Source organism: Planktotalea sp., from assembly GCF_965659345.1.
Taxonomy (GTDB): Bacteria; Pseudomonadota; Alphaproteobacteria; order Rhodobacterales; family Rhodobacteraceae; genus Planktotalea.
On sequence record NZ_CBFHVK010000008.1, the window covers coordinates 46,416 to 73,163 of the forward strand.

The window sequence follows — 26,748 nt, forward strand, 5'->3', positions numbered from 1 at the left end:
CCTCTATTTCCAAATAAAGCGCGGCGTCTTTGCTTTGTAAGCAATGTACTCTTCACCAAATTGCGCTTCTAACCACGGTTCTTCCAAGAACGGTGCAAGGACATACAGCACAGCCCACAACAACAACGGCACTAGGATCGCAACAGTAGGCAGCAAGACCGCCCAACCTAACATGCCAAATAACGTTGCCACATAAACTGGGTTGCGAGAATACGCGTACACACCGCTGCTGACCAATCCCTCAGCCGCCCCGAACGTTTGTTTCCAGCCGAGCTTACCAGTGAAAAGCAAAGCACAGCCAAGGCCTAAAATGACGAGTGCAAAGCCGATCCACGGCCAAGCGAAACCAACCTCTCGTGCCCAAATCGCACTTGCTGCGACCAACGGATAAAGCCCAAGACGGAACAAGGCGTGAAAGCTCTGACGCTGCCAGCTTGCGGTTTTTTCAGGCGGCCAATACCGACCCAAACCCACATATGGGCCGACAAAAGACAGCCCTAAAATGATCAAAAATCCCAAACACGAAAGCGCTGAAAGCCCCCATATCATGCTGCATCTTCGGATTGCTGACGATGCCATAGGCCCGCATAACGCCCAGAAAGCTCCAAAAGCTCCGCGTGACTGCCCTGCTCTGCAATCTGCCCATCCGCCAAAACAACAATCCGATCTGCATCCGCAATTGTCGACAAACGGTGCGCGATCGTGATCACGGTGCGCCCTTCGGCTGCCTTTGCCAAAGCGTCCTGAATTTCATGCTCGGTCCCGCTGTCCAGCGCTGATGTCGCCTCATCAAGCAACAAAATGGGCGGGTTTTTGAGCAATGTGCGTGCGATGCCCACACGTTGCTTTTCCCCACCAGAGAGCTTCAACCCTCGCTCACCGACAGTCGTCTCATAGCCTTCGGGCAGCGCCATAATGAAGTCGTGGATCTGGGCCGCGCGCGCGGCCTCTTCAATCTCGCTATGGCTCGCACCGTCTTTGCCATAGGCAATATTGTAGCGAATGGTGTCGTTGAACAGCACTGTGTCTTGCGGAACGACACCAATGGCATCATGCAAACTGGTCTGCGTCACATCACGCACGTCCTGCCCATCAATCTCCAAGCTGCCACCTGTCACATCGTAAAAGCGGAACAGCAATCGCCCGATCGTAGACTTGCCAGATCCAGATGGCCCGACGATCGCAATGTTCTGACCCGCAGGTACATCAAGATCTACGCCTTTCAAGATCGGGCGCGCCTCATCATAGCCAAAGTGAACATCATTCAAGGTCACATGCCCACCCGCAATGTTCAGATCCTTGGCACCGTTTTTATTCGCAACTTCTGGCGGTTGCTCAAGCAAATCAAACATTTCGCCCATATCGACCAAGGCTTGGCGAATTTCACGGTAAACCGTGCCCAGAAAGTTCAACGGCATCGTGATTTGGATCATGTAGGCATTCACCATCACAAAATCGCCTACGCTCATGTTGCCATTCTGAACGCCCATGGCCGCCATCACCATAACCACAACCAAACCCGTTGTGATTAGAAAAGCTTGGCCAAAGTTCAAAAACGCAAGTGAGTATGAGGTCTTCAAGGCAGCTTCTTGATACAGTGCCATAGCGCTGTCATAGCGCCGTGCCTCGCGCGCCTCTGCACCAAAATACTTCACAGTTTCAAAGTTCAAAAGACTATCAATCGCCTTTTGGTTCGCGTCTGTATCTTGGTCATTCATCTGCTTGCGCAACTTCACGCGCCACTCTGTCACCGCGAATGTGAACCACACATAAAATGCAATCGTGACAAAAACAGCCGCCAGATACCAAACATCGAACAAAAAGAAGAGAACGCCAGCGATCATCAGCAGCTCAAGGATCAACGGGCCGATCGAAAACAGCAAAAAGCGCAACAAGAATTCAACGCCTTTGACACCACGTTCGATAATCCGGCTCAAACCGCCTGTTTTGCGCCCGATATGATACCGCATCGATAATCTGTGAATATGTTCAAAGGTTTGCAATGCAAGCGCGCGCAACGCACCCTGCGCAACTTTTGCAAAAACAGCATCGCGCAATTGTTGAAACCCGTTGGACATCAAGCGCGCCAAACCGTAGGCGATTGTGAGACCAACCGCGCCCACGGCCAAATCAGGTGCGCCCGCATCAGACAACGCATCCACCGCGCGCGCATATAAAAGCGGGGTTCCAACAGCAACAATCTTAGCGATCAAGAGCATCGCCAAAGCGATTACAACGCGCTGTTTGACCCATAACTTATCTTCGGGCCAAAGATAGGGCGCGACACGACGTATGACACGCCAGCCTGAAACCCGTTGCTCTTTAGAAAGAGCTGCGTCTGTAGGGATCATACTTCTCATATCGCGGAGTCCTCAAGCGTGGACTTCACAAATAAGCATACGAATTGGGAATGACCAGTGAAGGTCAGTCTGGAACTGTGAAAACTTGCCCTGGATAGATCAAATCTGGATCTTTGATCGACTCTGCATTTGCCTCGACCACCCGCGCATATAGCGTGCCACTGCCATACCGCTCTTGCGCGATTGCCCAAAGCGTCGCACCCGGTTGGACAGTCACCGCTTGGATTAGCTTTTTTGGTTCTGTCGCAGCAGCCAAAACCTCCGGTTCCTCGCGTTTAAAGGGCGTCTCGACCCGTGCAACCACATCGCCCGCCTTGTTCAACTCATCCACGCGAAGGGTATAAATACCAGTGTCCACCGCCGGCAAACCCGCTTGCCAATCTCCGCTTACTGCGATCTGCGACGTGGCCACCGGACGATTGTCCAAATAGACACGCACAAACTCCCCAGCGCCTGTTCCTGTCAAAGCAACATCGCCTGCGTCATCATATGAGATCGAGCCGAGCAAAGCCGTCATAGCGTCCGGTTTTGGAGCATTTGGTGCCTGCAAAACCCGCACACCTTCGTCCGTGGCCAAAAGTATGACGGGCCGTTGTGGCTCTGGGGCTGCTTCGGGCTCAGATTGTTCAGCGTTCGTCGTTTCGATTTCAGGCTCAGCCACGACATCTGCCTTAGCAACAGTGTTGCCCTCTTCGATTGCCTGGACACCAACATCGGATCCTGGTTCAGAAAGTACTTTATCAGCAAGCTTAATAGCCGTTTCGATTTTTGGTTTAGATACCACATCCGTCTTAGCACCAGTGGTGACCTCTTGAACCGCTTCGACACCAACATCAGAAACTGGTCCAGAAAGTCCTTTATCAACAAGGTTAGTAGCCGTTTCGATTTTCGGTTCAGATACCGCATCCGTCTTAGCAACAGTGGTGACCTCTTGAACTGCTTCGAGCGCAACATCAGAGACTGCTTCAGAAAGTCCTTCATTGGAAAGTTCAACATCGGCTACGACTGGAGGCCTAGGCTCTGCATCCGCAGCTAATGCAACAACTGACTTTGGCGCTGGTGCTTCTTCGGCAACCTTCTGAGATGTCGGTGCCGCCGCTATCGGAGCAACAATAACTTGTTCATTGGGGGCATCGCCAGACCCATTGTCCAACGTTAAAACTTGCGCATCTTCGCTTTGCGGCAATGAAACGAAACTCGCAAATTTACCAGACCCGTCCGCCTTTACCTCAGCGACCACATCCTCATCCAAACGAATAGCAATTGTGCTTCCCGCTTCGGCACTGCCCGCAATCATTGCGGCACCGTCAGTTTCAACCCGCACCACATCGAACGTCGGCGTCTTGGGCGCGGCTGCAACACTTGCAACCTTCGGCGCAAGCAACTCCGCCTCTTCTGAAGGGACCGGAAGCCCAACAGCAACGTCAGTCGCTTCATCCGTCACAAACTGTTCTGACGTGAACGCACCACTCATGTAGCCTGCAACCGCTAACGCGCCGACCAAAACAGTCCCGGCACCAACAGTAATGCCCGTTCCTGATGTCAAAAAAGCAAGCTTGCTCATTGCACTCTATCTCCGATATGCCAACGACTTGCGCCGACGTTGCGCGTCTATAACAAACATGACCCACGCGGTCAAAACACTGAAAATAGGGATCACGTGATGCAACAACGTTCAATTTGTGTCTTTTGTGGCGCATCTGATGGGGTAGATCCGGCCTATGGTGCGGCAGCCGAACAGCTTGGCGCGCTTATAGCTGATCACAAAATGCGCTTGGTCTACGGCGCAGGCGATGTGGGGCTCATGGGGCGCGTTGCCCGTGCAGCTCAAGCAAATCAGGCGACCACCTTCGGTGTGATCCCTCAGCACTTGGTAAATTGGGAAGTCGGCAAAACTGATCTGACCTCTTACGTGGTGACCGAAAACATGCATGAGCGTAAGAAAGTAATGTTCATGAATTCAGACGCAATCACGCTGCTTCCTGGCGGCGCAGGCTCGCTCGATGAATTCTTCGAGGTGCTCACTTGGGCACAGCTCGAATTACACCAAAAACCCATCGTGTTGATCAATGTAAAGAACTACTGGGATCCCTTGCTCGCTCTTCTTGATCATATAATCACTCAAGGCTTCGCCCAAGCTTCTGTAAAAGACTTCTTCAAAATAGCCACCACCCCGACAGAGGCGATTGAGCTTCTACGCTAAACCAGCGCTTCATTTTTCCAAATAAACTCCCCGCGGAGCGTCCTACAGCAACAAAAAACGCCGCCAGATGCTTTCTGGCGGCGCGTTTGAAATCTCTTAAGAAAGCCTGTCTCACATACGTGAGGCAACATTCTCCCAGTTGACCAAGTTGTCCATGAAGTTGGACAAATAAGCAGGACGTTTGTTGCGGAAATCGATGTAATAGGAATGCTCCCAAACATCACAGCCAAGCAAAGCTGTTTGGCCAAAGCACAACGGGTTCACACCGTTTTCCGTCTTCGTCACTGCCAAGCTACCGTCTGCATTTTTGACCAGCCAAGCCCAACCAGAGCCAAACTGACCCGCGCCCGCAGCCGCGAACTGCTCTTTGAACGCGTCAACAGACCCAAAGCTCTCTTTCAACGCTGCTTCCAGCTCGGAAGGCATCGCAGATTTGCCTGGACCCATCATCTCCCAGAACTGGTTGTGGTTCCAAAGCTGGCTGATGTTATTAAAAATGCCGTTTTGTGCCACGGAAGACGCATCATACGTCCCTGTGATGATCTCTTCGAGGGATTTGCCTTCCCACTCGGTACCCGCGATCAACTTGTTGCCATTGTCCACATAAGCCTTGTGGTGCAAGTCGTGGTGATACTCCAACGTCTCTTTGGACATGCCGTGGTCGGCCAATGCGTCGTGCGCGTAAGGTAGATTTGGAAGTTCGAATGCCATTATATGGACCCCTCAGTTGGTATTTCCTACATCAGATAGAGAGCGACAAGCAGCTGCCGTCAAGGGCCGCAACCCCTGATTTTTCTAGAAAAATTGCACAACACCTCTGATCAAAGCGCCTAAACGCGTTTTATAGCGCGTTTACCTCTGACCCGTTTTGCGCCGCAACGCTCAATAAATCAAACATGTACTCGCCAACCGATCGAAAACACACGATCGTAAATGAATTTTCACCATTCATCCAAAACGCAGCAGGCACCTGCGCCATGCGTGTGCGGCGAAACATACCCATTTCAAACGCGACAGGCGCAAAATCAACCGGGGCAAGTTTTGCCATAACTTCGCGTGCACACGGACCCGATACTTCAAACACCGCACGCGCGTCAGAAACGTTGGCCGCAAGAAAATGCGTTCCCTTCAATGAGGCGTTCAAAGTTTCAGCAGTGCTCAGCGCGTCGCCATGCGGCACCATCAAAAGCAACTCATCTGGGCTCATCCAAGCGGCTCCAGCCTCGCCCTTTACAGCAATCATGCGTTGTTCAGGCATCGCGCCAGCAATCGCTTTCACCGCCTTGATCAGTTTCTTGTCGCTCAAATCACCACGCAAAGTGATCATTCCGCGCAAGCCCATTTCACGCACATCCGCAATCCCATCCACAAAGGAGGCATTTTGCAAAGCACTCATAACATTAGACATTTTGCTTCGTCCCCTCTGGGTCATAGATCACTGGATCAACAATCTTTGCTTTCACAACTGTGCCATCGGTCTTTGGAAAATCAATAACGTCGCCCATACGATCCGGCCCGTTCTTTACAAGTCCCATCGCGATACCGCGCTCCAAGTTCGCTGAGTAATACGTCGACGTCACACGCCCGAACATATTGCGTTGTCCGTTGGCGTTTACGCCCTCTTCGACTGCATATGCACCATCAGGCAGCACCGACTTATCCACAGTTTCCAAGCCGACCAACTTCCATCGCTCTGGATCTACCATATGAGATCGCTGGTGCGCACGCTTGCCAAGGTAGTCATCTTTCTTCTTGCTCAACGCCCATTGCAAGTTGAGATCCTGCGGGATCACTGTTCCATCGGTCTCGTCGCCGATCATGATGAAGCCTTTTTCAGCGCGCAAAATATGTAGCGTTTCTGTGCCATATGGCATCGCGCCGAACTCTTCACCAGCAGCGTTCAACGCTTCCCAGAATGCCAACCCTTGGGACGCAGGAACAGCGACCTCATAGCTTAACTCGCCCGAAAAAGAGATCCGAAAGACCCGTGCGTCAAACCCGCCGATCGTACCATCGGCCCACTCCATGAAGCCCAATGCGTCTTTCGAAACATCCATACCACCGAGCTTCTCGAGGACTTTGCGCGCATTTGGACCAACCACCGCGATCTGCGCAAATTGCTCCGTCACATTGGCAACGTACACATTCCAATCCCACCACTCGGTTTGCAGCCATTCTTCCATATGACCGTGGATCGTGTCCGCGCCCCCTGTCGTCGTGTGGCACAAGAACGTGTCTTCATCGAGCCGCGCGACAACGCCGTCATCAATCAAAAAACCATTTTCTGAACACATCAAACCATAGCGACATTTGCCGACCTTCAAAGTGCTCATCATATTGGTGTAGAGCATATCGAGAAACTTGCCCGCGTCCGGCCCTTTAACGATGAGTTTGCCAAGCGTCGAGGCATCCAGCAGCCCCAGATTTTCACGCGTATTTTTCACTTCACGATTGACCGCGTCATGCACGCTTTCACCGGGCTGTAGATATGCAAAAGGACGACGCCACGCGCCCACTGGCTCCCAGTCGGCCCCATGCGCATCGCTCCATTCATAGAGCGGCGTTTTACGCAAAGGCTGGAACACTTTGCCTCGCGCTTCACCACCAATCGCGCCCATCGAAATAGGCGTGTAAGGCGGACGGAACGTTGTCGTCCCTGTCTGTGGAATAGGTTGACCCAATGCATCAGAAAGGATCGCCAATCCATTGATATTACTTAATTTACCTTGATCTGTCGCCATGCCCAAAGTGGTGTAACGCTTAGCGTGTTCAACACTTTCAAAGCCTTCTTGCGCGGCTAGTTGTACGTCAGACACTTTAACATCATTTTGATAGTCCAACCACGTTTTGGAGCGCAATTTGATCCCCGCGCCCTGCGGCATAAGCCAAACAGGCTCAACAGGGTTTTCAGACGTCGGCACCCCTTCAGGAATGACAGCTTTGGCGCTGCTGCCACCGGCAGCTTTGCCCGCGGCAAGACCCGCGCCATGGGCGTCACCAATCAGTTCTGCCAGCTGCATATGACCGTTCGCAGAGCCTGCGACAGACACAAAGCCCTCGCCTTTCGCGCCAAGCGGTGGACGCTCTGCATCGGGACGGAAATGCGATTGCTGTTCATCCCAAGTCAGCTTGCCCCCGCAATGTGACCACAGGTGCACAACAGGTGACCAACCGCCTGACATTGCGACCGCGTCACAAGCAATCTCTTCCAGTTCCGCACCTTCACCAGCCTGCGCGCAAAGCGACACTCCGATCACACGTTTGCTGCCTTTGACCTTTGCGATGGCTTTGCCATTTTCAACGCGGATCCCTAGCGCTTTTGCCTCTTCGGCCAAAGCACCGCCGCCGTTTGCGCGCGCATCAATGATACAGGGCACTTCAAGGCCAAGCCCTTTCAATGTAAGCGCCGTGCGATATGCGTCATCATTGTTCGTCACAACAACTGTGCGGTCTCCGACGGAAACACCGTAATTCACTGCATAATCGCGCACAGCACCCGCCAGCATCACACCCGGAATGTCATTGCCAGCAAAACTGAGCGGACGCTCGATTGCGCCTGTAGCTGTTACAATTTGCGTCGCGCGAATGCGCCAAAGTCGATGGCGTGGGCCAACATCAGCAGGCTTATGATCGCGCAAACGTTCGTAACCGAGCACATAACCATGATCATAAACACCCGCGCCCATCATTCTGTTGCGCATGGTGACGTTGTCCATTGCGGAAAGCTCCGCAACTAAGTTATCCACATAGTTTTCCACAGGTAGGCCATCGACTTCACCGCCATCAACTGGTGCGCGTCCGCCCCAATGGGCAGTCTGCTCTACCAAAAGTACCTTCACACCCGTCAACGCTGCTGCTTTCGCAGCTTGCAAACCCGCGACACCGCCACCGATCACCATCACGTCTGTAAAGTGATAGAAATGCTCATAGGTGTCAGGATCACGATCCTCGGCACGCGGCGCTTTGCCAAGACCCGCAGACTGACGGATGAACGGCTCGTACACATGCTTCCACAAAGGACGCGGATGGATGAACATTTTGTAATAGAAACCCGCTGGCAAAAAGCGGCTCAAGTGCTTGTTGATTGCACCAATATCGAACTCGAGGCTCGGCCAATGATTTTGGCTGGCAATCTTTAGACCATCAAATAATTCGGTCACCGTCGCACGTTGGTTCGGCTCGAAATCATCCGTGCCGCCCATATTGAACAGCGCGTTCGGCTCTTCCCCACCGCTGGCGACAATACCGCGAGGACGGTGATATTTGAACGAGCGGGCGACCATCATCTGATCGTTGGCAAGCAAGGCAGAGGCAAGCGTGTCGCCCTCAACGCCCTTCAGTTTCTTACCGTTGAAATCAAAAGAAAGCTGCGCGCCGCCGTCTGTGAAACGACCGCCCTGTTTAAGACGAGTGCTCATGAGAAATTCCTCCACGTCCAACCGGGGCGTTTGGCGCTAATTGCATCTTTGATCTCTTGGGGTGGTTCAAAGGTCTGGGCAGGATACGTGCCGAAGACCTCAAGCGTCTGTGTGCAGCGCGCCGCATGAAACCACTTGCCACAGCCATTGTTGTGACGCCAACGCTCAAAATGCACCCCCCGCGGATTTTCCCGCATGAACAGGTATTCTTCGAATTGATCATCAGTAGAGCCGACGGAGTGGCGTTTCAAATGCGCCTCACCCCCTGCGTGGAATTCCGTTTCTTCGCCGCTTACGCCACAGCAAGGACAATCAAGGATTAGCATGGCACTGCCTCCAACTTGAAAAATTGCTCCTTCACGCATAGTATCTTCGCATGAATGGAATTTTTTGGGTTCTTGGCGGCGTTTTCGCGCTTGGTCTTGGCATCGCACTCTATGAGCGACGCAAGAAAAAGCTGCTGCTCGCACATGACTTCAACCAACTTGGCGCCGAAACCGAAACGGATCGCACCGCGACACGTGTCAAAGATGAAATGGCTGCCAGAACGGTTTTTACGCATCTCAAACATTAGTGCGCCACCCCCGCAGCAACGCTCTCATCGATGAACTTGCCCTCTTTAAAGCGCCACATGGAGAATTCATCGGTCAACGGCGACTCCCCCTTCGCCATCAGCTCCGCCATAGCCCAGCCGGACCCCGGAATGGCCTTGAAGCCCCCTGTGCCCCAACCGCAGTTCATGAACATGCCCTCGACAGGTGTTTTCGTCAGAATGGGTGAGCGGTCGCCCGTCACATCCACGATACCGCCCCATTGGCGCAGCATCTTCAGGCGCGACAACATCGGAAATGTCTCGATCAACGCACGCACTGTTTCTTCAATATGATGGAACGAACCGCGCTGCGTGTAGTTGTTATAGCCATCCGTGCCACCACCAATGACCATCTCGCCCTTGTCTGATTGCGACAAATAACCATGCACCGTGTTCGCCATCACGACGATATCCATCGCAGGTTTGATCGGCTCTGACACCAGCGCTTGCAGCGCGACGCTTTCCATCGGCAAACGGAAGCCCGCCATTTCAGCGAGCACAGAGCTATGCCCAGCAACAACACCGCCAAGTTTGTCGCAATCAATCGCACCTTTGGTGGTGTCGACCCCAACAACTTTGCCGCCCTCTGTGCGCACATTGGTGACTTCGCATTTCTGGATGATATCCATGCCCATATCGGAACAGGCACGCGCGTAGCCCCACGCAACAGCATCGTGACGTGCCGTACCACCACGTGCTTGCCACAAGCCGCCAAGCACAGGATAGCGCGGGCCGTTGAGTTCGATAATCGGGCAAATTTCTTTCACCTTGCCGGGTCCGATCCATTCGGTCGGAACCCCTTGCAACGCATTCGCATGGGCTGTTCGTTTGTAGCCGCGAATTTCGTGCTGGGTTTGCGCCAACATCAAAACGCCGCGCGGGCTAAACATCACATTGTAGTTCAGGTCCTGCGACAAGGTCTCATAGAGCGAGCGAGATTTCTCATAGATCGCCGCGGACGGATCTTGCAGGTAGTTCGAGCGAATAATTGTCGTGTTGCGCCCAGTGTTACCGCCGCCAAGCCAGCCTTTTTCGATGATAGCAACATTAGTGATGCCGAAGTTCTTGCCCAGATAATAGGCCGTCGCCAGACCATGACCGCCCGCGCCAACGATAATCACATCGTATTTCGACTTTGGCTCCGGTGAGCGCCATGCACGCTCCCATCCTGTGTGATACCGCAAAGCTTCACGCGCGACTGCAAAGGCTGAATAACGCTTCATGATGGGCACCCTCAGGTTAGAAACACGGCAGTAAGTTCGACTTTGGCAAACGGATTCGTCGACCCTTTCGTTTTGGGCTTGATGGCGGAAAAGAGGATACTCCGACCGACAAAAAAACACGCGAAAGCGACGAAGCCTGATAATCCTGATCTAAGCCAAGCAATCACAAATGCAAAGCCGCTCAGTAACGTCGCCTGCGACATAAGCTGCAATCTCGCGCTTTCGCACGCACGTGTGCGCTCTGCCTCTTTTTTTTGCGGCGATTGCAGACTAAATGTGTGGCGAATGAGGAGACGACATGACCTTTTGGCTGATTACATCTGTTTTAGCGATTGGAGCCTGCGGGTTGCTGGCACTGGCCTTGTGGCGCGGCCATGAAGGCGCGAGACCCGCGGCGGAGTTTGACCTTAACGTGTATCGCGATCAGCTCGCCGAGGTAGAGCGCGATCATGCGCGCGGCGTCATCGACAGTGATGATGCGGAACGCTTGAGCACCGAAATCTCACGGCGTATATTGGCAGCAGACAAGGCGCTCCAAGACGAGCAAAGTGATGCGCACAGCCCGATTGCCCTCCGGTATGGCATGATAGTAGCGCTTGGTGTGGTCCTCGTTGGGGGGGCATTCTACTTTTACCGCGACCTTGGTGCACCGGGTTATGGCGACCTTGCATTGGCAACCCGCATTGAAGCAGCCGCCGTCGCGCGCGCAGAACGACCAAGCCAGGAAACGGCAGAAGCCTCCCTGCCCGCTGCAACGATCGATCCTAATGCACCGCAATCCTACCTCGACTTGATTGAAAAGCTGCGCGAAGCGGTCGAAAAGCGCCCTGACGATATTGAAGGTGCAAAACTTCTTGCGATGCATGAAATGCGACTGGGGAACGCAGTTGCTGCGCATCAGGCGCAAGCCACTGTGATAAGCCTCAAAGACAGCGATGCAACCGCGCAAGACTATGCCACTTATGCTGATATGCTCGTGATCGCCGCTGGTGGATATGTCTCGCCCCTCGCAGAGCGTGCATTGGCATTGACCTTGCAAAAGGACCCTAAGAACGGCGTAGCACGCTATTATACAGGCTTGATGATGTTGCAAGTGGGCCGTCCCGACATAGCATTTCGTGCATGGGCAAGACTATTACAAGAAAGCCCGGATGACGCAGGTTGGGTCCCCGCAATTCGCGAACAGATCGAAGAGCTCGCATTTCGCGCTGGCGTCGAGTACGAGCTTCCGCCCCTGCGCGATGCGTCTCTGACAGGACCAAGCGCAGAAGATATCCAAAACGCGCAAGAGCTAAGTGAAGAAGACCGCGCAGACATGATCCGAGGCATGGTTGCACAACTCTCTGATCGTCTTGCGACAGAAGGTGGCAGCCCTGAGGAATGGGCGCGACTGATTTCAGCTTTGGGTGTTTTAGGCGAAGCTGATCAAGCGGCGCTCATCTGGCAAAATGCTAAAGATGTGTTCAGCGACCGACCCGATGCCTTGGCGGTCGTGCGCAACGCTGCGCGTGATCTCGGTGTCACCCAATGATTATAGAGAGTGTTGAAGACTTCGCTCAAAGCCTAAAGTCAGGGCGCGCGCTGATTGGTTTGGACCTTGGTACAAAGACAATCGGTGTCGCCGTGAGCGATGGGCTTTTATCGGTGGCGAGTCCTCTGGAAACGATTAAGCGTAGCAAATACACCGCCGATGCAGCGCGCTTGAGCGAGATAATTGCCAAACGCGATATTGCTGGCATTGTCCTTGGCCTCCCCTTCAATATGGATGGATCAGAAGGCCCGCGTTGCCAATCTACGCGCGCCTTCGCACGCAATTTCGCCCGTCAGTCTGACCTGCCGATCACCTATTGGGATGAGCGCCTGTCTACCGTTGCTGCGGAGCGCGCTTTGCTCGAAGCTGATGCGTCGCGCAAACGGCGCGCTGAAGTGATTGATAATATCGCGGCAGCTTACATCTTGCAGGGTGCATTGGATCGCCTGTCACACATCAAGCGAGCGGCTTCCGCATGAGTGCTCCAGTCTGGACCCGAAATGAAATCGACAGCCCGTGCGTGCAAATTTGCGTGGTCCATCCAGAAACGCGACTTTGCACTGGGTGCAACCGATCAATCGATGAAATTACGAAATGGTCCAAGATGACGCCCGCAACCCGCGCGTCCATCATGGCAGAACTGCCAAGCCGTCAAGCGGTTCCAAAGGGGCGCCGCGGCGGCCGTGCGGCCCGTCTAAAGCGCTAAAGCTTTGTGATACGGCGACCTAAACGCGCCGTTTGACGCATACGTTGCTTATCTTGTTGAATGTCCGCGCTTTGCTGCGGGCCATCTGAATTTCGCCCTTTGCGTTTCGCTATCTGATCGACACCTGCGTTGATGCCTTTGTTGATCGCAATGCTCATAACACGACGGATTACCATATTAATGATTGTATTCATATTCATGGGATTGCTCCTGTTTATGCCTCGAAGATGCATGTAGTGCTCGATTGTGCAGATTTCAGGGCATTATACCCAATTACTCTTCAAAAAGCTCGCTCTGATTTTCGTCACTGTCTTCTTCATCGCCATCAAGGGCTGCGCTGAGGTCAGGCGGTGGGCGGTTTTCCAACAGCCCCGCAGAGCGCAATTCTTTAAGCCCTGGCAAATCTCGCGCGCTCTCAAGGCCGAATTGATCCAGAAAATCAGGCGTCACGACGAATGTCACTGGCCGTCCCGGTGTCATCTTGCGACGTCCAAATCGGATCCATTCCATCTCGAGCAGTTGATCCACCGTGCCGCGCGACACAGACACGCCGCGAATTTCTTCGATCTCAGCTCGGGTCACCGGTTGATGATAGGCAATAATCGCTAAAGTCTCGATCGCCGCGCGCGATAGCTTGCGCGTCTCAACCGTTTCTTTTTGCATTAGAAAACTTAAATCACCTGCGGTGCGCATGGCATAGGCGTTGCCTGTTTTCATCAACGTAACACCGCGACCTTCATAACGTTTTCTGACGTGTACCAATGCCTCGGCAGCGTCACATCCATGGGGCATTCGCGCATTCAACTCAGCGACAGTGACAGGCTCCGCGCTTGCAAAAAGCACAGCTTCGACCATACGCTCCTGTTCGCCCATTGGCGGCGCTTCAAATAGGCTTTGCTCTATCTCGGATGTCTCTTCATCCGCGGCGTGTGGCTCACTCACCCTGCTCTCTCCGTCGTAATTCTATGGGCTCAAACATCGCGCTTTGGCGGATCTCTGCTTTGCCCTCTTTCACAAGCTCCAAGGATGCCGCAAATGTTGCTGCCGTCGCAGAGCGGCGCTTTATGGGATCATTTTGCCACCCTTCCGGCAAATATGATGAAATATCCGTCCATTTTCCTGCGAACCCGATCAAGCCACGCATATGCCCAAGCGCTTCCTCCATTGTGTAGACCGCATCGCGATCCATCACAAACGGGCGAAATTCATCTCTGGTCCTTATTCGCGCATAACCTTGCATCAGATCCAGCAAAGTCGCGGAATACGTTACTTTACGCACGCGCTCGACAACCTCGGGAATACCACGCGCAAAGAAATCGCGCCCAAGTCGGTCACGCGCCATGAGCCGTGCCGCCACATCACGCATCGCCTGTAAACGTTCCAGCTGGAACGCAAGGTGTGCCGCAAGTTCTTCACCAGTTGGGCCCTCTTCGCTCGGATCAGGCGGCAAAAGCAAACGCGACTTCAAAAACGCAAGCCAGGCCGCCATCACAAGGTAGTCGGCAGCCAATTCCAAACGCAGCTCTTTCGCACGTTCAACGAATAGCAAATATTGTTGAGCCAATTGCAGAACCGAAATTTTGCGCAGATCCACCTTTTGAGTGCGCGACAGGGACAAAAGAATATCGAGCGGGCCCTCATATCCATCTACGTCGACAATAAGCGCTTCTGCGGCCATGCGTTCTTCAACAGACAATTTGCTCTCGCCCATTGTCTCAAATGCATTCGTCGTGTCCGTGGTATCAGACGTCATGTCCTGCCTCATTTGCAAGCGCTTCAAGCTGCGCGTGCAAATGAGAAATGTCAACCGGATCTGGGGTGCGACGACATGCGAGCGCGGCATCAGCACGGCTTTGGCTCTTGTCGTTCATAGTCCCAGATGCAGCGACAACTTCTTCCATTTCCGCCATATCACCATTGCAATGCAAAACGATATCGCATCCTGCATCAATTGACAGACGCGACAATTCGGCGAGTGATCCGGTCAAAGCTTTCATGGTGATATCATCGGTCATCATAAGCCCGTCAAAGCCGATATCATCACGGATGACAGCCATCATTTTTGGGGACAATGTCGCAGGACGGTCATCAAAAGCGGTATATGTGATATGCGCGGTCATGCCCATTGGTAGGTCATTCAAGGCTTCAAATGCCGCGAAATCGCTCTGACGCAAGACTTCACCGTTGGTATCGACAATCGGTAGATCAAGGTGGCTGTCAGAAACGGCCCGTCCATGTCCTGGAATATGCTTCAAAACAGGAAGGACACCGCCATCAAGCAAGCCACCAGCCACTGCTTGACCCACCTTAACAACATCTTCTAACGTACTGCCATAGCATCTATTTTTGAGAAAATCATGCGTGTCTTCGCTGGCAATATCCATCATTGGCGCACAATTTGAATCGATCCCAAGGGAGAACAGCTCATCGGCAATAATGCGGTAGCGTAGATACATTGCGCGCGGCGCGTTTTTACCAAAGCGCTGAACATCATCCAGAGGCGGTAACCACTGATGCGCAAGCGGAGGACGTAGCCGTTGCACGCGACCACCCTCTTGATCAATCGTGATAGGCACATCCCAGCCAACAGCATCGCGCAAGCTGTCACACAAAGCACGAATTTGATCCGGTGTTTCAAGATTGCGATCAAATAAGATAAAGCCGAAAGGATCCGCTTCTTTGAAGAAACTGATTTCGCGCGCGCTAAGCGTCGTGCCAAGGCAGCCGAGGATGGTTGCCCCGTTTGCCATTAGCGTGTGACCACTGGGATACAGTCGGTGTTCTGAGCTGTCAGAGCCGAGCAAAACCGTCGTGCATCCGCAAGATCGCTAAATCCATGGGCGCGCAAACGATAAAAGATACGTCCGCCGCTTGTCGCTTTCTGAACAACGCGATCTTTGCCTGCCATATAATCTGCAAACCGCTCTGAAAAACGCGTCCATTCTTGGCGCGCGATCTCCGGGCTCTCATAAGCACCAAGTTGAACAAGCCGCGTTCCTGCGGGAATTGCAGAAGGGTTAATCTCATTTACGCCGCTCGCGCCTGTCGCAACAGTGCCAAGCGAGGCGGCTCTCACCCCATCAGGGCGGACTTTTGGCCGCAACGAAATCGTCACACCTGGAATACTGCCTGCAATCGCATCTTGGCTTAAAACAAGCGGCGCAGGTTCCGCACGTGTTGGCGCAGCTGTGGGCTGCACATTCGCAACGGATGTTACAACTGGCGCGCTTTGCACTTGGCCTTGGGTGGTCAACGGCGTGGCACCCGCAGCAATTTGTGCGGCCAATGCTTCAATCGACGCCATCTTCGGGTCGATCTCAGCGGTCACCTCTTCAACAGGTGCCGTCAATGTCAGCGTATCAGTCGCATTTTCGCTTGGCGCAAAACGCGGCTGCGCTGCTGCGAGTTGATCGATAAGTGCTGTATCTTCGCTCGCCAGATCGATTGGTTCGGGGGCAAGCACGATACGATCAGACGGCCCCGCGGTCCCGCCAGCCGCAGCAACATTATTCACAGAAAGCCCTTGGTTCTGCGCTTCCGCGCCACCAGGATCTGCTGGACGAATACGCATCTCGCCCTGCACAGCGCGCACGACAGGAACACCGGCGACATCCCGCGCGATCAGCTGGTAACTCCAAGCACCGACGCCCACGAGCAAAGCCAACGAAATACCCGCACCTGTCAAAGCAGCTGCCGCGCGCACAGAATTACCGGCGGATTGAGGCTGCGCAGCAGGTGGTTGCGCAGGAGGCTGTTGATAGCCTTGATACGCTTGATACGATCCCGCTTGGGGCGCGTATCCGCGCCCATTCATTGGAAAATCTGCCATTTTGCCTCACATCCGTGCCCGCGATACCGTGCCGCGCGCATCTTTTGCCTACTCTAGTCCGGCGTGAGGAATGTCGTTTATCGCATTTCTTCTACCGGTTCGACGCCCAAGATACCGAGGCCGGCACAAATCACAACCTGCACAGAGCGCGCGAGCGCTATTTTAGAAATAGATGTGGCTTCTGAGTCATCCTGTAAGAACCGAAGTTCTGGCAAATCATTGCCACGATTGTAAAGCGCATGAAATTCGCTTGCTAAATCATAGAGATAGAAGGAAATCCGATGTGGTTCATTCGTGCGTGCAGCAAGCGCAACCATACGCGGCCATTCCGCAAGCTTCTTGGCAACGGCTATCTCCGCCTCATGGCTCAAAACACTCAAGTCAGGTGCGAGGCTTAAATCAAAGCCCGCATCCTTTGCCTTGCGCACAACAGAATTTACCCGCGCATTGGCATATTGCACATAGAAAACAGGGTTGTCTTTGGATTGCTCCAACACTTTGTCAAAATCGAAATCCAGCGGCGCATCGTTTTTACGCGTGAGCATGTGAAACCGCGTCGCGCCAGAGCCAACCTGATCCACAACGTCGCGCAAGGTCACGAACGTCCCTGCCCGTTTGGACATCTTGAACGGCTCGCCATTCTTGAACAACTTCACAAGCTGAATAAGCTTGATATCAAGTGGCACTTCGCCGTCAGACAATGCGGACACAGCCGCCTTCATCCGCTTCACATAGCCACCATGATCTGCACCAAAGACATCGATCAACATGTCATAGCCACGGGTGACCTTGTCATAGTGATACGCGATATCAGGCGCAAAATAGGTCCAAGCACCGTCAGACTTCATCACAGGACGATCCACATCATCCCCATGCTCGGTCGATTTGAACAAAGTCTGCTCACGCGGCTCCCAATCCTCAGGCTTCTTGCCCTTTGGTGGTTCAAGCACGCCTTCGTAGATCAAGCCTTTGTCCTTCAACGCATCAATCGCAGATTCAATCCGGCCTGTGCCATAGAGCGATTTCTCGGAGTAAAAACGGTCCATCTCGATACCAAGGGATGCAAGATCGGCCCGCACCAGATCCATCATTTTCTCTGTCGAAAACTCACGCACCTCCAAGAGCCACTCGCTCTCGGGCTTACCCACATAGGCGTCACCGACCTTGTCTTTCAGCTCCGCACCAACCGGGATCAGATAATCCCCTGGATACGTGCCATCCTCAAATGCAACCTCTTGGCCATGCGCTTCGAGGTAGCGAAGGTAAACAGACCGCGCCAGCACATCGACCTGCGCGCCACCATCGTTGATGTAATACTCCCGCGTGACGTCGTATCCCGCGTAATCCAGAAGGCTCGCCAAAGCATCCCCAAACACCGCGCCCCGCGTGTGACCCACGTGCAAAGGACCCGTCGGGTTGGCAGACACGTATTCCACATTGACCTTTTTGCCCTGCCCCATGTCAGAACGACCAAAGGCATCCCCTTGCTCCAAAACAGCAGAAAAGACATCCTGCCAAAGCGAAACAGACAAACGCATGTTCAAAAAGCCCGGTCCTGCGACATCTGCGCTTTCAATCCGCGCATCGTTGACCAAATGCACCGCCAGCGCATCCGCAATGTCGCGCGGTTTCATTTTCGCAGGTTTCGCCAAAACCATCGCCGCATTCGTTGCCATATCGCCATGCGCTGCATCGCGCGGTGGCTCGACAGCAACGTTCGCAAAATCAAGATCACTCGGCAAATCACCAGCCGTTTGCATCGCCTCAAGAGCGGTCAAAACAGCAGCGCGGATATCGTCAAAAAGGTTCATCGAACTGGTCCTATTGGGTTTGGACCGCTCATATCATGCATAGCGCTACATTCAACGCTTTAGCCCAAGCAAGCTCTTCATTTTTCCAAATAAACTCCGGGGGAGTCGCACAAGCGACGGGGGCTGGCCCCCTTTTTTCTTTAACCCAGAAGCCGATCGTGTTCTTGCTGCGCAAATCGATCCGTCATGCCAGAAATGTAGTCTGCGACGATCCGTGCAAGCTCAGTCTTTCCTTCGGCCCGATCCACATCGGCGCGCCATTCGCTGGGCAACAAATCGGGTTGCTGCATAAACAAAGGAAACAAATTCTCGACCACAGAGGTCACTCTCGTGCGCATATCCACGACAGAGGGCGCGCGATACATGCGGGCAAACAAAAATTTGCGAATAACTTTCAAGTCGCGCCACAAATCTTTGGAAAACAACACAGTTGTGGAACCAAGGTCACGCACATCTTGCGCAGTTTTAACACCGCTGTGTGCAATATTTGCACGGCTCGTCGTAATCACATCAGACACCATCACGCCAAATACACGGCGTAGCGCTTCATGCATGCGCCGCGTCGGATCAAGCTTAGGGTAAAGTCCGTCCACCTGAGCAAATGCAGCGCCCACAATCGGCAGTTCACAAATGTCATCTTGCGTGAAAAGACCCGCACGAAGACCGTCATGAAGGTCATGATTATTGTAGGCAATATCATCTGACAATGCCGCAACCTGTGCCTCCGCACTCGCATGCGTATGCAGCTCCAAATCATGACGCGCATTATACTCGCTCAAGGCATGGGGCAAATCACCCACCACAGGACCATTGTGTTTGGCCAGCCCTTCAAGCGTCTCCCAAGTGAGATTCAACCCGTCAAAATCAGCGTAGTGACGCTCTAGCGCCGTCACAATTTTCACGGCCTGCGCGTTATGATCAAAGCCACCGTAAGGTTGCATCAGCGCATCGAGCGCATCCTCACCCGTGTGCCCAAACGGCGTATGCCCCAAATCATGCGCGAGAGCGATGGCTTCAGTCAGCTCTTCGTTGAGTCCCAAAGCGCCGGCCATCGTACGCGCGACCTGCGCGACCTCAATAGAATGCGTCAAGCGCGTGCGGAAATAATCGCCCTCATGTTCGACAAACACCTGCGTCTTATGTTTCAGCCGCCGAAAGGCGCTTGAATGAATGATCCTGTCACGGTCTCGTTGAAAGCACGTGCGATGCGCGCTTTCTTCTTCAGCCACCAGCCGCCCGCGCGTTTGCGCTGGATCACAAGAATATGTTGCGCGCATGAAGTCCCGTCCTTGCCGCTTGTCCCGTGCACGCTTATATTGATAGCAACAGAAAAAGCCCACAGGCGGAAACACATATGAACCTGCCCCCAAAAGTGACTGCACGCGCGTTTGAGCGCCTTTCCGAAATCGGTGCCGCCGAGCAAGGCCAGGCCTTGCGCGTGGCTGTAGAAGGTGGCGGCTGTTCGGGCTTTCAATACGACATAAAGCTTGATGCGCCCGCAGGCGATGATCTTGTGCTTGAGGGATCTGGCGAAAAGGTTGTTGTCGACTCTATGTCGTTACCATTTCTTGAAAACGCGGTGATTGATTTTTCCGAAGAACTCATCGGCGCGCGCTTCACAATTGAAAACCCCAATGCGAGCAGCTCTTGCGGATGTGGAACCAGCTTCTCTATGTAATATCAAGCGGTTACGACGCGGCGCGCACGTAAATGAATTCCTTTGGTTTCAAGCAAAAGATATGCGCTGGCTAGAATAATCACGCTTGCACCGATGATCAGATTTAGGCTTGGCAGCTCTGCAAAAAGTACAGCACCTACAATGATCATCACAACAAACTGAAGGTTCATCAAGAGCGTCGCAACGTAGGCTTTCATATGTGTCAGTGCCAACACCAACACCCAGCGTGCAAGAAACAACAAGCTGGCATAAGACGCGATCAAAACCAAATCGAGCGCATCCATCGGTCTATACACAAAGGGCAAGACGCACCCCATCACCGAAAACAAAGCAAGGTTCGGGTACAATACCTGTAACAAAGCATTGTCATCATCCCGGCTGATGTGGCGTGCAAGAACCATTGCTGCTGATCCGCTAAGCGCGCCTAAAGCGGCGCTCAGGTGCGCGAACGTCAGCGTGCCCAGCCCCTCCGGGTAGAGCAAAAACATGCCAAAAACCCCCGCGCACAACGCAAGCCAGTTCTTCCAGCTCACAGGCTCGCCCAAAATTGGGCCACTTAGAAACGCCGCAAATATCGGAACGAGTGCTATGAAAACAAAAACTTCTGCAAAAGGGAGTGAGCGGAATGCGAAAAAGTAAAACACACATGCCGCAATAAACAGCAGCGATCTTAGCGCGAGCGTGCGTGGACGCTTTGAGCGCAGGGATGTCACGCTGTCCTTTTTTACATGGCACATTATCAAACTTAAGGCAGCAACAATCCCACCTGAGAAAAAGAACAACTGCGGCGCTTCAAAGTCTTGTGCGACCATCCTCGTGATCGCATCTGCCCCCGTCGCCAAAACACAATAGAGCAGAATTAAGATCAGGCCGCCGAGTGCACTGCTCGCAAAGATAGCAAAACGCGCGCCGCTCATTTGAGACGCTCCAATCGTTTGGGCAGGTGCACTCGTTCTTGATTTGCATTGGCACGCGCGAAATATTGAAAGAGCGCGGGGAATTCTGATGTAGAGTTCACAACATCAAAAAGATGCGAGGCGACGCTGTCAGGCAGTGCAGCAAACACCTTCTGTTCCATCAGATCCCAACTAGCGCTGCGCGGACCGCTCCACTCAAGCAATACTTGTGAAATTTCGCCCAACGCACCAAGCGGCTGAACCGCATTGTAAAACGCTGTTTCAGATGGTGTGTAGGCTTTGTTGAACGCCTGTGCCCCCATCTCTGAGCATGCCCAGTTTGACACAAGATATTCGTGATACTGATCGGCCGCGCTTTGTCCTTGAGCGACAATTTGAAACGCGTTTGTTTGGTTTTTAATCCAAGCCTCCCAAACCTCGGGCGGGGTTTGACCTGCATAGCGCAATGCAACACAGACCTCTGATAGCAAGTCAGCGTTCTGCTCAAGGAAGGCCAAAAGCCCTGTAAAGATCAAGCTTTGAACCGCTTTTGGAGATACCTTCGGATCACAACGGCCATATTCAGACAGATAAAAGATGATATGGGTAAGTTCATAAGCCGCTTTTCTATTCGGCAATGCAAAGCTTTGTGGGTGATCGATAAAATCATGAAGCCTTTCGCGCAAAGCGACGTTGCCCTCAATACTATACCCGCGCCTTGATAGCAGCCGCATCGCTTCAGCGCGCTGCAAATCCGACAGTTCTGCTTTATGAAGATCATGCGCGCTCACGAATTCGCAAAGCTGCTCTGCATGCTCCCCCGCCATACCAAGCGCTTCAAGATCAAGCGCCAGTGACAGGAAAAACCGGTAATATTGAGGAAAGAAGTAAATTCGTTCGGGAAGAATATCATAATATCGCGCATATGGATCAAGTTCTTGTGCCGACACCTTTGTCCCTGTGCACTCAAGAATGTTCAAAACCTCAGCGTTTTCTTTCAGCCAATAGACATCGTCTTCAGATCGCCGCTGGGTCGCGAAGCTTTGTAACAGCGCACCCATTTTTGTGGTGCGCTGTTTTTGGTGGCGAGACAATGAAATCACATTCATAGACATTTAAATTCTCCCATGTGCGACGCCGCTGTCTCGGCCGCCTTTACCTTCGCGTCAGCCTTAAGAGCCGGACGTGAAAAGCTCAGTCAATGCACCGCTTGATTGTGCGGAAACGCTGCTTGGTGCGGACCCGGAGGTGAACAAAGCTGTGTTTTCACCGCTATGTGTTGGGACAGATCCCGATGTGAACAACGCAGCACCGTGTCCGCCGTGCAGTGAGCTATCCATGCTTGGCGCAGAACCGGACGTGAACAAAGCAGTGTCACTGCCGCCATGCAGTCCATCAAGTGTTACTGAGCTACGTGTGTTTACCTTCAAAAGTGCAGACATCAAATTTCTCCAATAGGGTTTCAGTACCCCAATGCTTGCACCCATAACGTGCATTTTAAAGTTTAACTTTATTAATACGCGTTAACCTTTAAGTTTATCCACAATTTAAATATACATTAAAGGGTTGTGCTTTGTCACTTTTTTAAAACTTATCCTCAGCCTAAAATTTTTTTTAATACACAAGTTTCCCACAGACCTTTCCACAGGGAATAAAAAAAGGCCGGCCTGCAAAACGCAGACCGGTCCCTCAAAAATCAGGGTTTTTGACGAATCAAGCGGCAGGTTTTTCGCTCTGCGCGTCCTTGGCCTCAGCGTCATCGTTGGATGCCGCGTTATCCGCTTTGACGTCTGTCGGCTCTTCATCTGATGACGTGCTTTCAACTTCAGGCTCTGGCTCTGGCTCTGGCGCAGGCAACGCGAGTGCTTCATCGGCGAAATGATCAGGCGTGGCGATTTCTATCCGGCGCGCATGTGCATCGATAGTGATAGCGGGCATCTCTGCCATATCACCAAGTACCGCGTTGATTTCGCTTTGTGCCGCTTCAAACCGCTCACGCATTGTGACCAGTTTAACTTCGCCTGTTTCTTTCTTTAAAAAACTGAAAATCTTAAGCATGTCGCCCCCAAAGGTTGAATTTCTTTTGGTTTAATAGCCAGCGCGCATCTGCGCACGGGGGAAAAATGCCGCAACCCGCTCACGTTTTGATGAGCTGATCGCTTGCAAGAGTGACCTTTTAGGAGATAGCAACACGCAAGCAATCAGGAGCGCGCGCCATGAAAATCGCCACGTTTAACATCAACGGCATCAAAGCGCGCATTGCGGCTTTGCCAGAATGGCTTGAAGAAGCGCAGCCAGATGTCGCGCTTTTGCAAGAGATCAAATCGGTGGACGAAAACTTCCCGCGCGAGTTGTTCGAAGACATGGGTTTCAATGTCGAAACTCACGGTCAGAAATCATTTAATGGCGTCGCGATTCTGTCCAAGCTTCCACTGGAGGACGTTTCCCGTGGCCTGCCGGGTGACGAGAGTGACGAGCAAGCCCGCTGGATCGAGGCCACAGTTGTCGGCAAGCAAGCCATTCGTATTTGTGGTCTATACTTGCCCAACGGCAACCCTGCCCCCGGTCCTAAATACGATTACAAACTCGCATGGATGGAGCGTTTGCACGCCCGCGCACAAGCCTTGCTTGCCGATGAAACGCCGTTCTTGATGGCAGGTGATTACAACATCATTCCACAAGACGAAGACGCGCGCAGACCAAAAGCTTGGCAAGAAGATGCACTTGCGCGCCCTGAAAGCCGCGCAGCCTATCGCCGGTTACTAAATTTGGGCTTAACAGAAGCGTTTCGTACGCGCGTTCAAGGACCCGAGCATTACAGCTTTTGGGATTATCAAGCCGGTGCGTGGAACAAAGACGACGGGATTCGCATCGACCATTTCCTATTAAGTCCTGCTGTCGCTGACATCTTGCTTGATTGTCAGATCGACAAGCACGTGCGGGCGAAAGAAAAACCCTCTGATCACGTGCCTGTCTGGGTTGAGCTTGATAACTAAGCGCGCCGATTGCTCATAAACGCTTTGAGGCGCGTAAGTCCTTCGATAATGTCTTCTGTACTTCGCGCATAAGACAGACGTAGGGTTTGATGCCCGCGCTTTCTGTCAAAATCGAGCCCCGGAGTGACTGCAACACCTGCCTGCTCTAATATTTCAGCGGCGAATTGACGGCTGTCATCGGTGTATTCACTCACATCCACATAGACGTAAAACGCGCCATCAGGTGGTGCGAATTTACCTAGGCCTGCTTTCGGCAACTCCTCAAGCATGAGAGCGCGATTGTCGCTATAGACCTTCATATTTGCGCGCAGTTCGTCATGGCAATCCATCGCTGCCAGCGCTGTCACTTGTGAAATATGCGGCGCACAGATGAACATATTTTGCGCCAAACGTTCGATAATGCGCACATGATCCTCTGGCACAACCATCCAACCGATGCGCCATCCCGTCATCGAAAAATACTTGGAAAACGAATTGATGACATAAGCCTCATCGGTGATCTCAAGCGCAGTTACTGCTTTCGCCTCATACTCAATGCCATGATAAATCTCATCAGAAATGAATGCCGCGCCTGCGTCCTGAGCGGCGCCAATGAGTGACGACATCGCGGCGTGGTTTAGCATCGTTCCCGTCGGGTTCGCGGGCGAGGCGACCATCAAGCCTTGCGCGTTTAACCCCTTCAAATCTGCGGCAATCGGCTGCAATCGGTTTTCAGGTTGGGCGTCGATCAAAACGGGTTCAAGGCTCAAAGCCTTTAGGATCTGCCGGTAGCTCGGGTACCCCGGTGCACCAATCACGACGCGATCCCCCGCATCAAAAAGCGCTGTGAATGCGAGCAAAAAGGCCGCTGACGAACCAGAGGTCACAACAACACGTTCTGGATTGAGATCAACGTTGTGCCACTCCCCATATAGCTGCGCTATGCGCGCGCGAAGTGCAGGTAGACCAAGCGCGACAGTATAGCCAAGCGCATCATCTTGCATCGCCGCTGCGGCAGCCATGCGTGCCCCCTCTGGTGCCGCACTTCCGGGCTGACCGACTTCCATATGAATGATGTGACGCCCTGCAGTTTCAGCCGCGCGCGCAGCTTCCATGACGTCCATCACAATAAAGGGATCAACCATTCCACGACTTGAGTTTCGCACTACTCTCTCCCATCCTGAGTTAACTGCGGTTTCACCGCGAATTGAAGGAACAGTCAATGCGTCTGCTCACGACTTTACTTGTGATGCTTAGTCTTTGCGCACTGCCTTTGCGCGCCCAAACTCTTGTTCGCGATGCAGATATTGAACATGCGCTTGGCCAACTTGCGCGGCCAATCTTGCAAGCGGCGGATCTAAACCCAAACCGCGTAAAGATTTTGCTGATCGACAGCCGTGTTCCAAATGCCTTCGTGCTCGATTCAAACGCGATCTTTTTGCATACAGGCATGGTGACCCGACTTAAATCCGCAGAAGCTTTGCAATCGGTCATTGCCCATGAAGCAGCGCATATTGCAAACGGTCATCTTACCCGCCGCAGAGCAGTTATGAACAACCGCAATAACGTCACGGGCCTCGGCATTGCGCTTGCTGCCGCTGTCGCTGCGAGCGGTGCGCGCGGCTCTGGCGCAATCGCGCTTGGCGTGGCCTCCTCTGCGCAGCGTAGCTTTCTCAGTCATAGCCGCGCGGAAGAAAGCTCTGCTGATCAGTCTGCTGTGCGGTATCTCGCAGCCGCTGGTATTTCCACGCGCGGTGCCATCGAAGTGCATGATATTTTCAAAGGTCAAGACGTGCTGTCACAAGCGCGCCAAGACCCATACGCACGCTCCCATCCCTTTAGTCGAGACCGCGTGCGCGCGATGCAAGCTTATGTCGCTCGGTACGGTGGCGACATTCCTTACAATGCAACAAGCAGCTATTGGTTCGAGCGCGCAAAGGCGAAAATCTGGGCATTCCAGCAGGCCCCCAAAAGTACACTGCGCCGCGCTAATAAAATGAACGTTGCGGACATCAAACTGATGATGCAAGCCGTCGCTCATCATCGCCGTGCTCAAACAGGAAAAGCCGCTGGCGTGATGCAAAACCTGCTGAAATCACGCCCGAATGACGCATATTACCATGAGCTTTTGGGGCAGATCTTACTGGAGGGTCGTCAATATGGTGCAGCAGTGAATGCGTATGCGCGGGCAGCTAAGCTTTCACCGAACAACACTCTTATCCTTGCGGGCTATGGCCGCGCGTTGCTGGCTGCCGGCCAACCAAAGAATGCACTTCGCGTTCTGGAAAACGCGCGTTCACGAGATTTTAGAGATCCATCAGCCTTGCGCGATCTTGGCAGCGCGTATTCACAGACAGGCCAACCCGCAATGGCATCTCTTGCTGTAGCCGAGAGATACGCGTTGACGGGCCGTCTGAAAGACGCAGAAATCCATGCCAAACGCGCAGCTGGCCGCTTACCGCGAGGGTCCGGTCCTTGGCAAAGGGCGCAAGATGTGCTCAGTGCTGCACAAAGAGAAAAATAGAC

The 26,748-nt window shown here is 53.1% G+C and carries 28 protein-coding genes; 8 read left to right on the forward strand and 20 right to left on the reverse strand.

What is annotated here, in order from left to right; translation table 11 throughout:
* Positions 1-3 precede the first annotated feature (3 nt).
* From ACTG3Z_RS07960 to ACTG3Z_RS07970, 3 genes are all read right to left on the reverse strand, one after another.
* Positions 4-549, reverse strand: a complete 546-nt coding sequence (locus ACTG3Z_RS07960; RefSeq protein ID WP_439142414.1) for a methyltransferase family protein — start codon at positions 547-549, stop codon at positions 4-6.
* A complete protein-coding gene (locus tag ACTG3Z_RS07965; RefSeq protein ID WP_439142573.1) occupies positions 546-2,351 on the reverse strand; it encodes an ABCB family ABC transporter ATP-binding protein/permease in 1,806 nt (601 codons plus the stop codon). Before ACTG3Z_RS07965 ends, ACTG3Z_RS07960 begins: the two co-directional genes overlap by 4 nt.
* Positions 2,352-2,424: 73 nt before the next feature.
* Positions 2,425-3,924, reverse strand: a complete 1,500-nt coding sequence (locus ACTG3Z_RS07970; RefSeq protein WP_439142416.1) for a LysM peptidoglycan-binding domain-containing protein — start codon at positions 3,922-3,924, stop codon at positions 2,425-2,427.
* A gap of 99 nt (positions 3,925-4,023) precedes the next feature.
* Between ACTG3Z_RS07970 and ACTG3Z_RS07975 the strand changes: the two genes are divergently transcribed.
* A complete protein-coding gene (locus tag ACTG3Z_RS07975) occupies positions 4,024-4,563 on the forward strand; it encodes a TIGR00730 family Rossman fold protein (RefSeq protein WP_439142417.1) in 540 nt (179 codons plus the stop codon).
* Between the two features lie 111 nt (positions 4,564-4,674).
* Here the strand turns inward: ACTG3Z_RS07975 and ACTG3Z_RS07980 are convergent, their stop codons facing one another.
* From ACTG3Z_RS07980 to ACTG3Z_RS07995, 4 genes are all read right to left on the reverse strand, one after another.
* Positions 4,675-5,274 carry a superoxide dismutase gene (locus ACTG3Z_RS07980; RefSeq protein WP_439142418.1) on the reverse strand — a complete coding sequence of 200 codons (600 nt, stop codon included), beginning with the start codon at positions 5,272-5,274 and terminating at the stop codon, positions 4,675-4,677.
* A gap of 130 nt (positions 5,275-5,404) precedes the next feature.
* Complete coding sequence (locus ACTG3Z_RS07985) at positions 5,405-5,971, reverse strand: sarcosine oxidase subunit gamma (protein ID WP_439142419.1); 567 nt, start codon at positions 5,969-5,971, stop codon at positions 5,405-5,407.
* Positions 5,964-8,981, reverse strand: coding sequence for a sarcosine oxidase subunit alpha family protein (locus ACTG3Z_RS07990; RefSeq protein WP_439142420.1), 3,018 nt, complete (start codon positions 8,979-8,981; stop codon positions 5,964-5,966). Before ACTG3Z_RS07990 ends, ACTG3Z_RS07985 begins: the two co-directional genes overlap by 8 nt.
* Positions 8,978-9,307, reverse strand: a complete 330-nt coding sequence (locus ACTG3Z_RS07995) for a sarcosine oxidase subunit delta (protein WP_439142421.1) — start codon at positions 9,305-9,307, stop codon at positions 8,978-8,980. The genes ACTG3Z_RS07990 and ACTG3Z_RS07995 overlap by 4 nt, the downstream gene beginning before the upstream one ends.
* Positions 9,308-9,357: 50 nt before the next feature.
* Between ACTG3Z_RS07995 and ACTG3Z_RS08000 the strand changes: the two genes are divergently transcribed.
* On the forward strand, positions 9,358-9,555 hold the full coding sequence (locus ACTG3Z_RS08000) for a hypothetical protein (protein WP_439142422.1): 198 nt from the start codon (positions 9,358-9,360) through the stop codon (positions 9,553-9,555).
* Here ACTG3Z_RS08000 and ACTG3Z_RS08005 read toward each other — a convergent pair.
* Positions 9,552-10,796, reverse strand: a complete 1,245-nt coding sequence (locus tag ACTG3Z_RS08005; RefSeq protein WP_439142423.1) for a sarcosine oxidase subunit beta family protein — start codon at positions 10,794-10,796, stop codon at positions 9,552-9,554. The genes ACTG3Z_RS08000 and ACTG3Z_RS08005 overlap by 4 nt on opposite strands.
* A 298-nt stretch (positions 10,797-11,094) precedes the next feature.
* Between ACTG3Z_RS08005 and ccmI the strand changes: the two genes are divergently transcribed.
* The 3 genes from ccmI to ACTG3Z_RS08020 are packed head-to-tail and all read left to right on the forward strand — an operon-like array spanning position 11,095 to position 13,033.
* Complete coding sequence (gene ccmI / locus ACTG3Z_RS08010; RefSeq protein ID WP_439142424.1) at positions 11,095-12,327, forward strand: c-type cytochrome biogenesis protein CcmI; 1,233 nt, start codon at positions 11,095-11,097, stop codon at positions 12,325-12,327.
* Complete coding sequence (gene ruvX, locus ACTG3Z_RS08015) at positions 12,324-12,806, forward strand: Holliday junction resolvase RuvX (RefSeq protein ID WP_439142425.1); 483 nt, start codon at positions 12,324-12,326, stop codon at positions 12,804-12,806. The genes ccmI and ruvX overlap by 4 nt, the downstream gene beginning before the upstream one ends.
* On the forward strand, positions 12,803-13,033 hold the full coding sequence (locus tag ACTG3Z_RS08020; RefSeq protein WP_375266079.1) for a DUF1289 domain-containing protein: 231 nt from the start codon (positions 12,803-12,805) through the stop codon (positions 13,031-13,033). Before ruvX ends, ACTG3Z_RS08020 begins: the two co-directional genes overlap by 4 nt.
* Here the strand turns inward: ACTG3Z_RS08020 and ACTG3Z_RS08025 are convergent.
* The 7 genes from ACTG3Z_RS08025 to ACTG3Z_RS08055 form a co-directional block, all read right to left on the reverse strand.
* Positions 13,030-13,233, reverse strand: coding sequence for a hypothetical protein (locus tag ACTG3Z_RS08025; protein ID WP_439142427.1), 204 nt, complete (start codon positions 13,231-13,233; stop codon positions 13,030-13,032). The two genes, ACTG3Z_RS08020 and ACTG3Z_RS08025, sit on opposite strands and share 4 nt — an antisense overlap.
* A gap of 73 nt (positions 13,234-13,306) precedes the next feature.
* Positions 13,307-13,975, reverse strand: coding sequence for an SMC-Scp complex subunit ScpB (scpB, locus tag ACTG3Z_RS08030; RefSeq protein WP_439142428.1), 669 nt, complete (start codon positions 13,973-13,975; stop codon positions 13,307-13,309).
* Positions 13,968-14,744 carry a segregation and condensation protein A gene (locus tag ACTG3Z_RS08035; RefSeq protein ID WP_439142575.1) on the reverse strand — a complete coding sequence of 259 codons (777 nt, stop codon included), beginning with the start codon at positions 14,742-14,744 and terminating at the stop codon, positions 13,968-13,970. The genes scpB and ACTG3Z_RS08035 overlap by 8 nt, the downstream gene beginning before the upstream one ends.
* A 31-nt stretch (positions 14,745-14,775) precedes the next feature.
* Positions 14,776-15,783, reverse strand: a complete 1,008-nt coding sequence (locus ACTG3Z_RS08040) for a glycoside hydrolase family 3 N-terminal domain-containing protein (RefSeq protein WP_439142429.1) — start codon at positions 15,781-15,783, stop codon at positions 14,776-14,778.
* Positions 15,783-16,862 carry an SPOR domain-containing protein gene (locus tag ACTG3Z_RS08045; protein ID WP_439142430.1) on the reverse strand — a complete coding sequence of 360 codons (1,080 nt, stop codon included), beginning with the start codon at positions 16,860-16,862 and terminating at the stop codon, positions 15,783-15,785. Before ACTG3Z_RS08045 ends, ACTG3Z_RS08040 begins: the two co-directional genes overlap by 1 nt.
* Before the next feature lie 77 nt (positions 16,863-16,939).
* Positions 16,940-18,673, reverse strand: a complete 1,734-nt coding sequence (gene argS / locus ACTG3Z_RS08050) for an arginine--tRNA ligase (protein WP_439142431.1) — start codon at positions 18,671-18,673, stop codon at positions 16,940-16,942.
* A 140-nt stretch (positions 18,674-18,813) separates the two neighbouring features.
* The gene (locus ACTG3Z_RS08055; protein ID WP_439142432.1) at positions 18,814-19,950 is read right to left on the reverse strand and encodes a deoxyguanosinetriphosphate triphosphohydrolase; all 1,137 of its coding nucleotides are present in this window, start codon (positions 19,948-19,950) and stop codon (positions 18,814-18,816) included.
* 77 nt (positions 19,951-20,027) lie between these two features.
* Between ACTG3Z_RS08055 and ACTG3Z_RS08060 the strand changes: the two genes are divergently transcribed.
* Positions 20,028-20,351: a HesB/IscA family protein gene (locus ACTG3Z_RS08060; RefSeq protein ID WP_375267306.1), complete on the forward strand. Its 324-nt coding sequence runs from the start codon at positions 20,028-20,030 to the stop codon at positions 20,349-20,351.
* A 2-nt stretch (positions 20,352-20,353) separates the two neighbouring features.
* On the opposite strand, the gene ACTG3Z_RS08065 is transcribed toward ACTG3Z_RS08060, so the two are convergent.
* The 4 genes from ACTG3Z_RS08065 to ACTG3Z_RS08080 all read right to left on the reverse strand — a co-directional run bounded on the left by ACTG3Z_RS08065 (position 20,354) and on the right by ACTG3Z_RS08080 (position 23,305).
* On the reverse strand, positions 20,354-21,268 hold the full coding sequence (locus tag ACTG3Z_RS08065; protein ID WP_439142433.1) for a DMT family transporter: 915 nt from the start codon (positions 21,266-21,268) through the stop codon (positions 20,354-20,356).
* The gene (locus ACTG3Z_RS08070) at positions 21,265-22,362 is read right to left on the reverse strand and encodes a DUF6902 family protein (protein WP_439142434.1); all 1,098 of its coding nucleotides are present in this window, start codon (positions 22,360-22,362) and stop codon (positions 21,265-21,267) included. The genes ACTG3Z_RS08065 and ACTG3Z_RS08070 overlap by 4 nt, the downstream gene beginning before the upstream one ends.
* Positions 22,363-22,419: 57 nt before the next feature.
* On the reverse strand, positions 22,420-22,689 hold the full coding sequence (locus tag ACTG3Z_RS08075; RefSeq protein ID WP_439142435.1) for a hypothetical protein: 270 nt from the start codon (positions 22,687-22,689) through the stop codon (positions 22,420-22,422).
* A 271-nt stretch (positions 22,690-22,960) separates the two neighbouring features.
* Positions 22,961-23,305 carry a hypothetical protein gene (locus ACTG3Z_RS08080; protein WP_439142437.1) on the reverse strand — a complete coding sequence of 115 codons (345 nt, stop codon included), beginning with the start codon at positions 23,303-23,305 and terminating at the stop codon, positions 22,961-22,963.
* A 158-nt stretch (positions 23,306-23,463) separates the two neighbouring features.
* Between ACTG3Z_RS08080 and xth the strand changes: the two genes are divergently transcribed.
* Positions 23,464-24,243: an exodeoxyribonuclease III gene (xth, locus tag ACTG3Z_RS08085; protein ID WP_439142438.1), complete on the forward strand. Its 780-nt coding sequence runs from the start codon at positions 23,464-23,466 to the stop codon at positions 24,241-24,243.
* Here xth and ACTG3Z_RS08090 read toward each other — a convergent pair.
* Positions 24,240-25,388, reverse strand: a complete 1,149-nt coding sequence (locus ACTG3Z_RS08090) for a pyridoxal phosphate-dependent aminotransferase (protein WP_439142440.1) — start codon at positions 25,386-25,388, stop codon at positions 24,240-24,242. The genes xth and ACTG3Z_RS08090 overlap by 4 nt on opposite strands.
* A gap of 56 nt (positions 25,389-25,444) precedes the next feature.
* On the opposite strand from ACTG3Z_RS08090, the gene ACTG3Z_RS08095 reads away from it, so the two are divergent.
* A complete protein-coding gene (locus ACTG3Z_RS08095) occupies positions 25,445-26,746 on the forward strand; it encodes a M48 family metalloprotease (RefSeq protein WP_439142441.1) in 1,302 nt (433 codons plus the stop codon).
* Positions 26,747-26,748: the final 2 nt, after the last annotated feature.

What these genes read in the sequence shown, in the direction of transcription:
- ACTG3Z_RS08065 (WP_439142433.1), bottom strand. Translation starts at nt 21,268, where the DNA reads ATGAGCGGCGCGCGTTTTGCTATCTTTGCGAGCAGTGCACTCGGCGGC.
- ACTG3Z_RS08025 (WP_439142427.1), bottom strand. Translation starts at nt 13,233, where the DNA reads ATGAATATGAATACAATCATTAATATGGTAATCCGTCGTGTTATGAGC.
- argS (WP_439142431.1), bottom strand. Translation starts at nt 18,673, where the DNA reads ATGAACCTTTTTGACGATATCCGCGCTGCTGTTTTGACCGCTCTTGAG.
- ACTG3Z_RS07965 (WP_439142573.1), bottom strand. Translation starts at nt 2,351, where the DNA reads ATGATCCCTACAGACGCAGCTCTTTCTAAAGAGCAACGGGTTTCAGGC.
- ACTG3Z_RS08055 (WP_439142432.1), bottom strand. Translation starts at nt 19,950, where the DNA reads ATGCGCGCAACATATTCTTGTGATCCAGCGCAAACGCGCGGGCGGCTG.
- ACTG3Z_RS08080 (WP_439142437.1), bottom strand. Translation starts at nt 23,305, where the DNA reads ATGCTTAAGATTTTCAGTTTTTTAAAGAAAGAAACAGGCGAAGTTAAA.
- ACTG3Z_RS08060 (WP_375267306.1), top strand. Translation starts at nt 20,028, where the DNA reads ATGAACCTGCCCCCAAAAGTGACTGCACGCGCGTTTGAGCGCCTTTCC.
- ACTG3Z_RS07995 (WP_439142421.1), bottom strand. Translation starts at nt 9,307, where the DNA reads ATGCTAATCCTTGATTGTCCTTGCTGTGGCGTAAGCGGCGAAGAAACG.
- ACTG3Z_RS07980 (WP_439142418.1), bottom strand. Translation starts at nt 5,274, where the DNA reads ATGGCATTCGAACTTCCAAATCTACCTTACGCGCACGACGCATTGGCC.
- ACTG3Z_RS08075 (WP_439142435.1), bottom strand. Translation starts at nt 22,689, where the DNA reads ATGTCTGCACTTTTGAAGGTAAACACACGTAGCTCAGTAACACTTGAT.
- ACTG3Z_RS07960 (WP_439142414.1), bottom strand. Translation starts at nt 549, where the DNA reads ATGATATGGGGGCTTTCAGCGCTTTCGTGTTTGGGATTTTTGATCATT.
- ACTG3Z_RS08005 (WP_439142423.1), bottom strand. Translation starts at nt 10,796, where the DNA reads ATGAAGCGTTATTCAGCCTTTGCAGTCGCGCGTGAAGCTTTGCGGTAT.
- ACTG3Z_RS08045 (WP_439142430.1), bottom strand. Translation starts at nt 16,862, where the DNA reads ATGGCAGATTTTCCAATGAATGGGCGCGGATACGCGCCCCAAGCGGGA.
- ACTG3Z_RS08070 (WP_439142434.1), bottom strand. Translation starts at nt 22,362, where the DNA reads ATGTCTATGAATGTGATTTCATTGTCTCGCCACCAAAAACAGCGCACC.
- ccmI (WP_439142424.1), top strand. Translation starts at nt 11,095, where the DNA reads ATGACCTTTTGGCTGATTACATCTGTTTTAGCGATTGGAGCCTGCGGG.
- ACTG3Z_RS08000 (WP_439142422.1), top strand. Translation starts at nt 9,358, where the DNA reads ATGAATGGAATTTTTTGGGTTCTTGGCGGCGTTTTCGCGCTTGGTCTT.
- ACTG3Z_RS08020 (WP_375266079.1), top strand. Translation starts at nt 12,803, where the DNA reads ATGAGTGCTCCAGTCTGGACCCGAAATGAAATCGACAGCCCGTGCGTG.
- xth (WP_439142438.1), top strand. Translation starts at nt 23,464, where the DNA reads ATGAAAATCGCCACGTTTAACATCAACGGCATCAAAGCGCGCATTGCG.
- ruvX (WP_439142425.1), top strand. Translation starts at nt 12,324, where the DNA reads ATGATTATAGAGAGTGTTGAAGACTTCGCTCAAAGCCTAAAGTCAGGG.
- ACTG3Z_RS08035 (WP_439142575.1), bottom strand. Translation starts at nt 14,744, where the DNA reads ATGGGCGAGAGCAAATTGTCTGTTGAAGAACGCATGGCCGCAGAAGCG.
- ACTG3Z_RS07990 (WP_439142420.1), bottom strand. Translation starts at nt 8,981, where the DNA reads ATGAGCACTCGTCTTAAACAGGGCGGTCGTTTCACAGACGGCGGCGCG.
- ACTG3Z_RS07985 (WP_439142419.1), bottom strand. Translation starts at nt 5,971, where the DNA reads ATGTCTAATGTTATGAGTGCTTTGCAAAATGCCTCCTTTGTGGATGGG.
- ACTG3Z_RS07975 (WP_439142417.1), top strand. Translation starts at nt 4,024, where the DNA reads ATGCAACAACGTTCAATTTGTGTCTTTTGTGGCGCATCTGATGGGGTA.
- ACTG3Z_RS08040 (WP_439142429.1), bottom strand. Translation starts at nt 15,783, where the DNA reads ATGGCAAACGGGGCAACCATCCTCGGCTGCCTTGGCACGACGCTTAGC.
- ACTG3Z_RS08095 (WP_439142441.1), top strand. Translation starts at nt 25,445, where the DNA reads ATGCGTCTGCTCACGACTTTACTTGTGATGCTTAGTCTTTGCGCACTG.
- ACTG3Z_RS07970 (WP_439142416.1), bottom strand. Translation starts at nt 3,924, where the DNA reads ATGAGCAAGCTTGCTTTTTTGACATCAGGAACGGGCATTACTGTTGGT.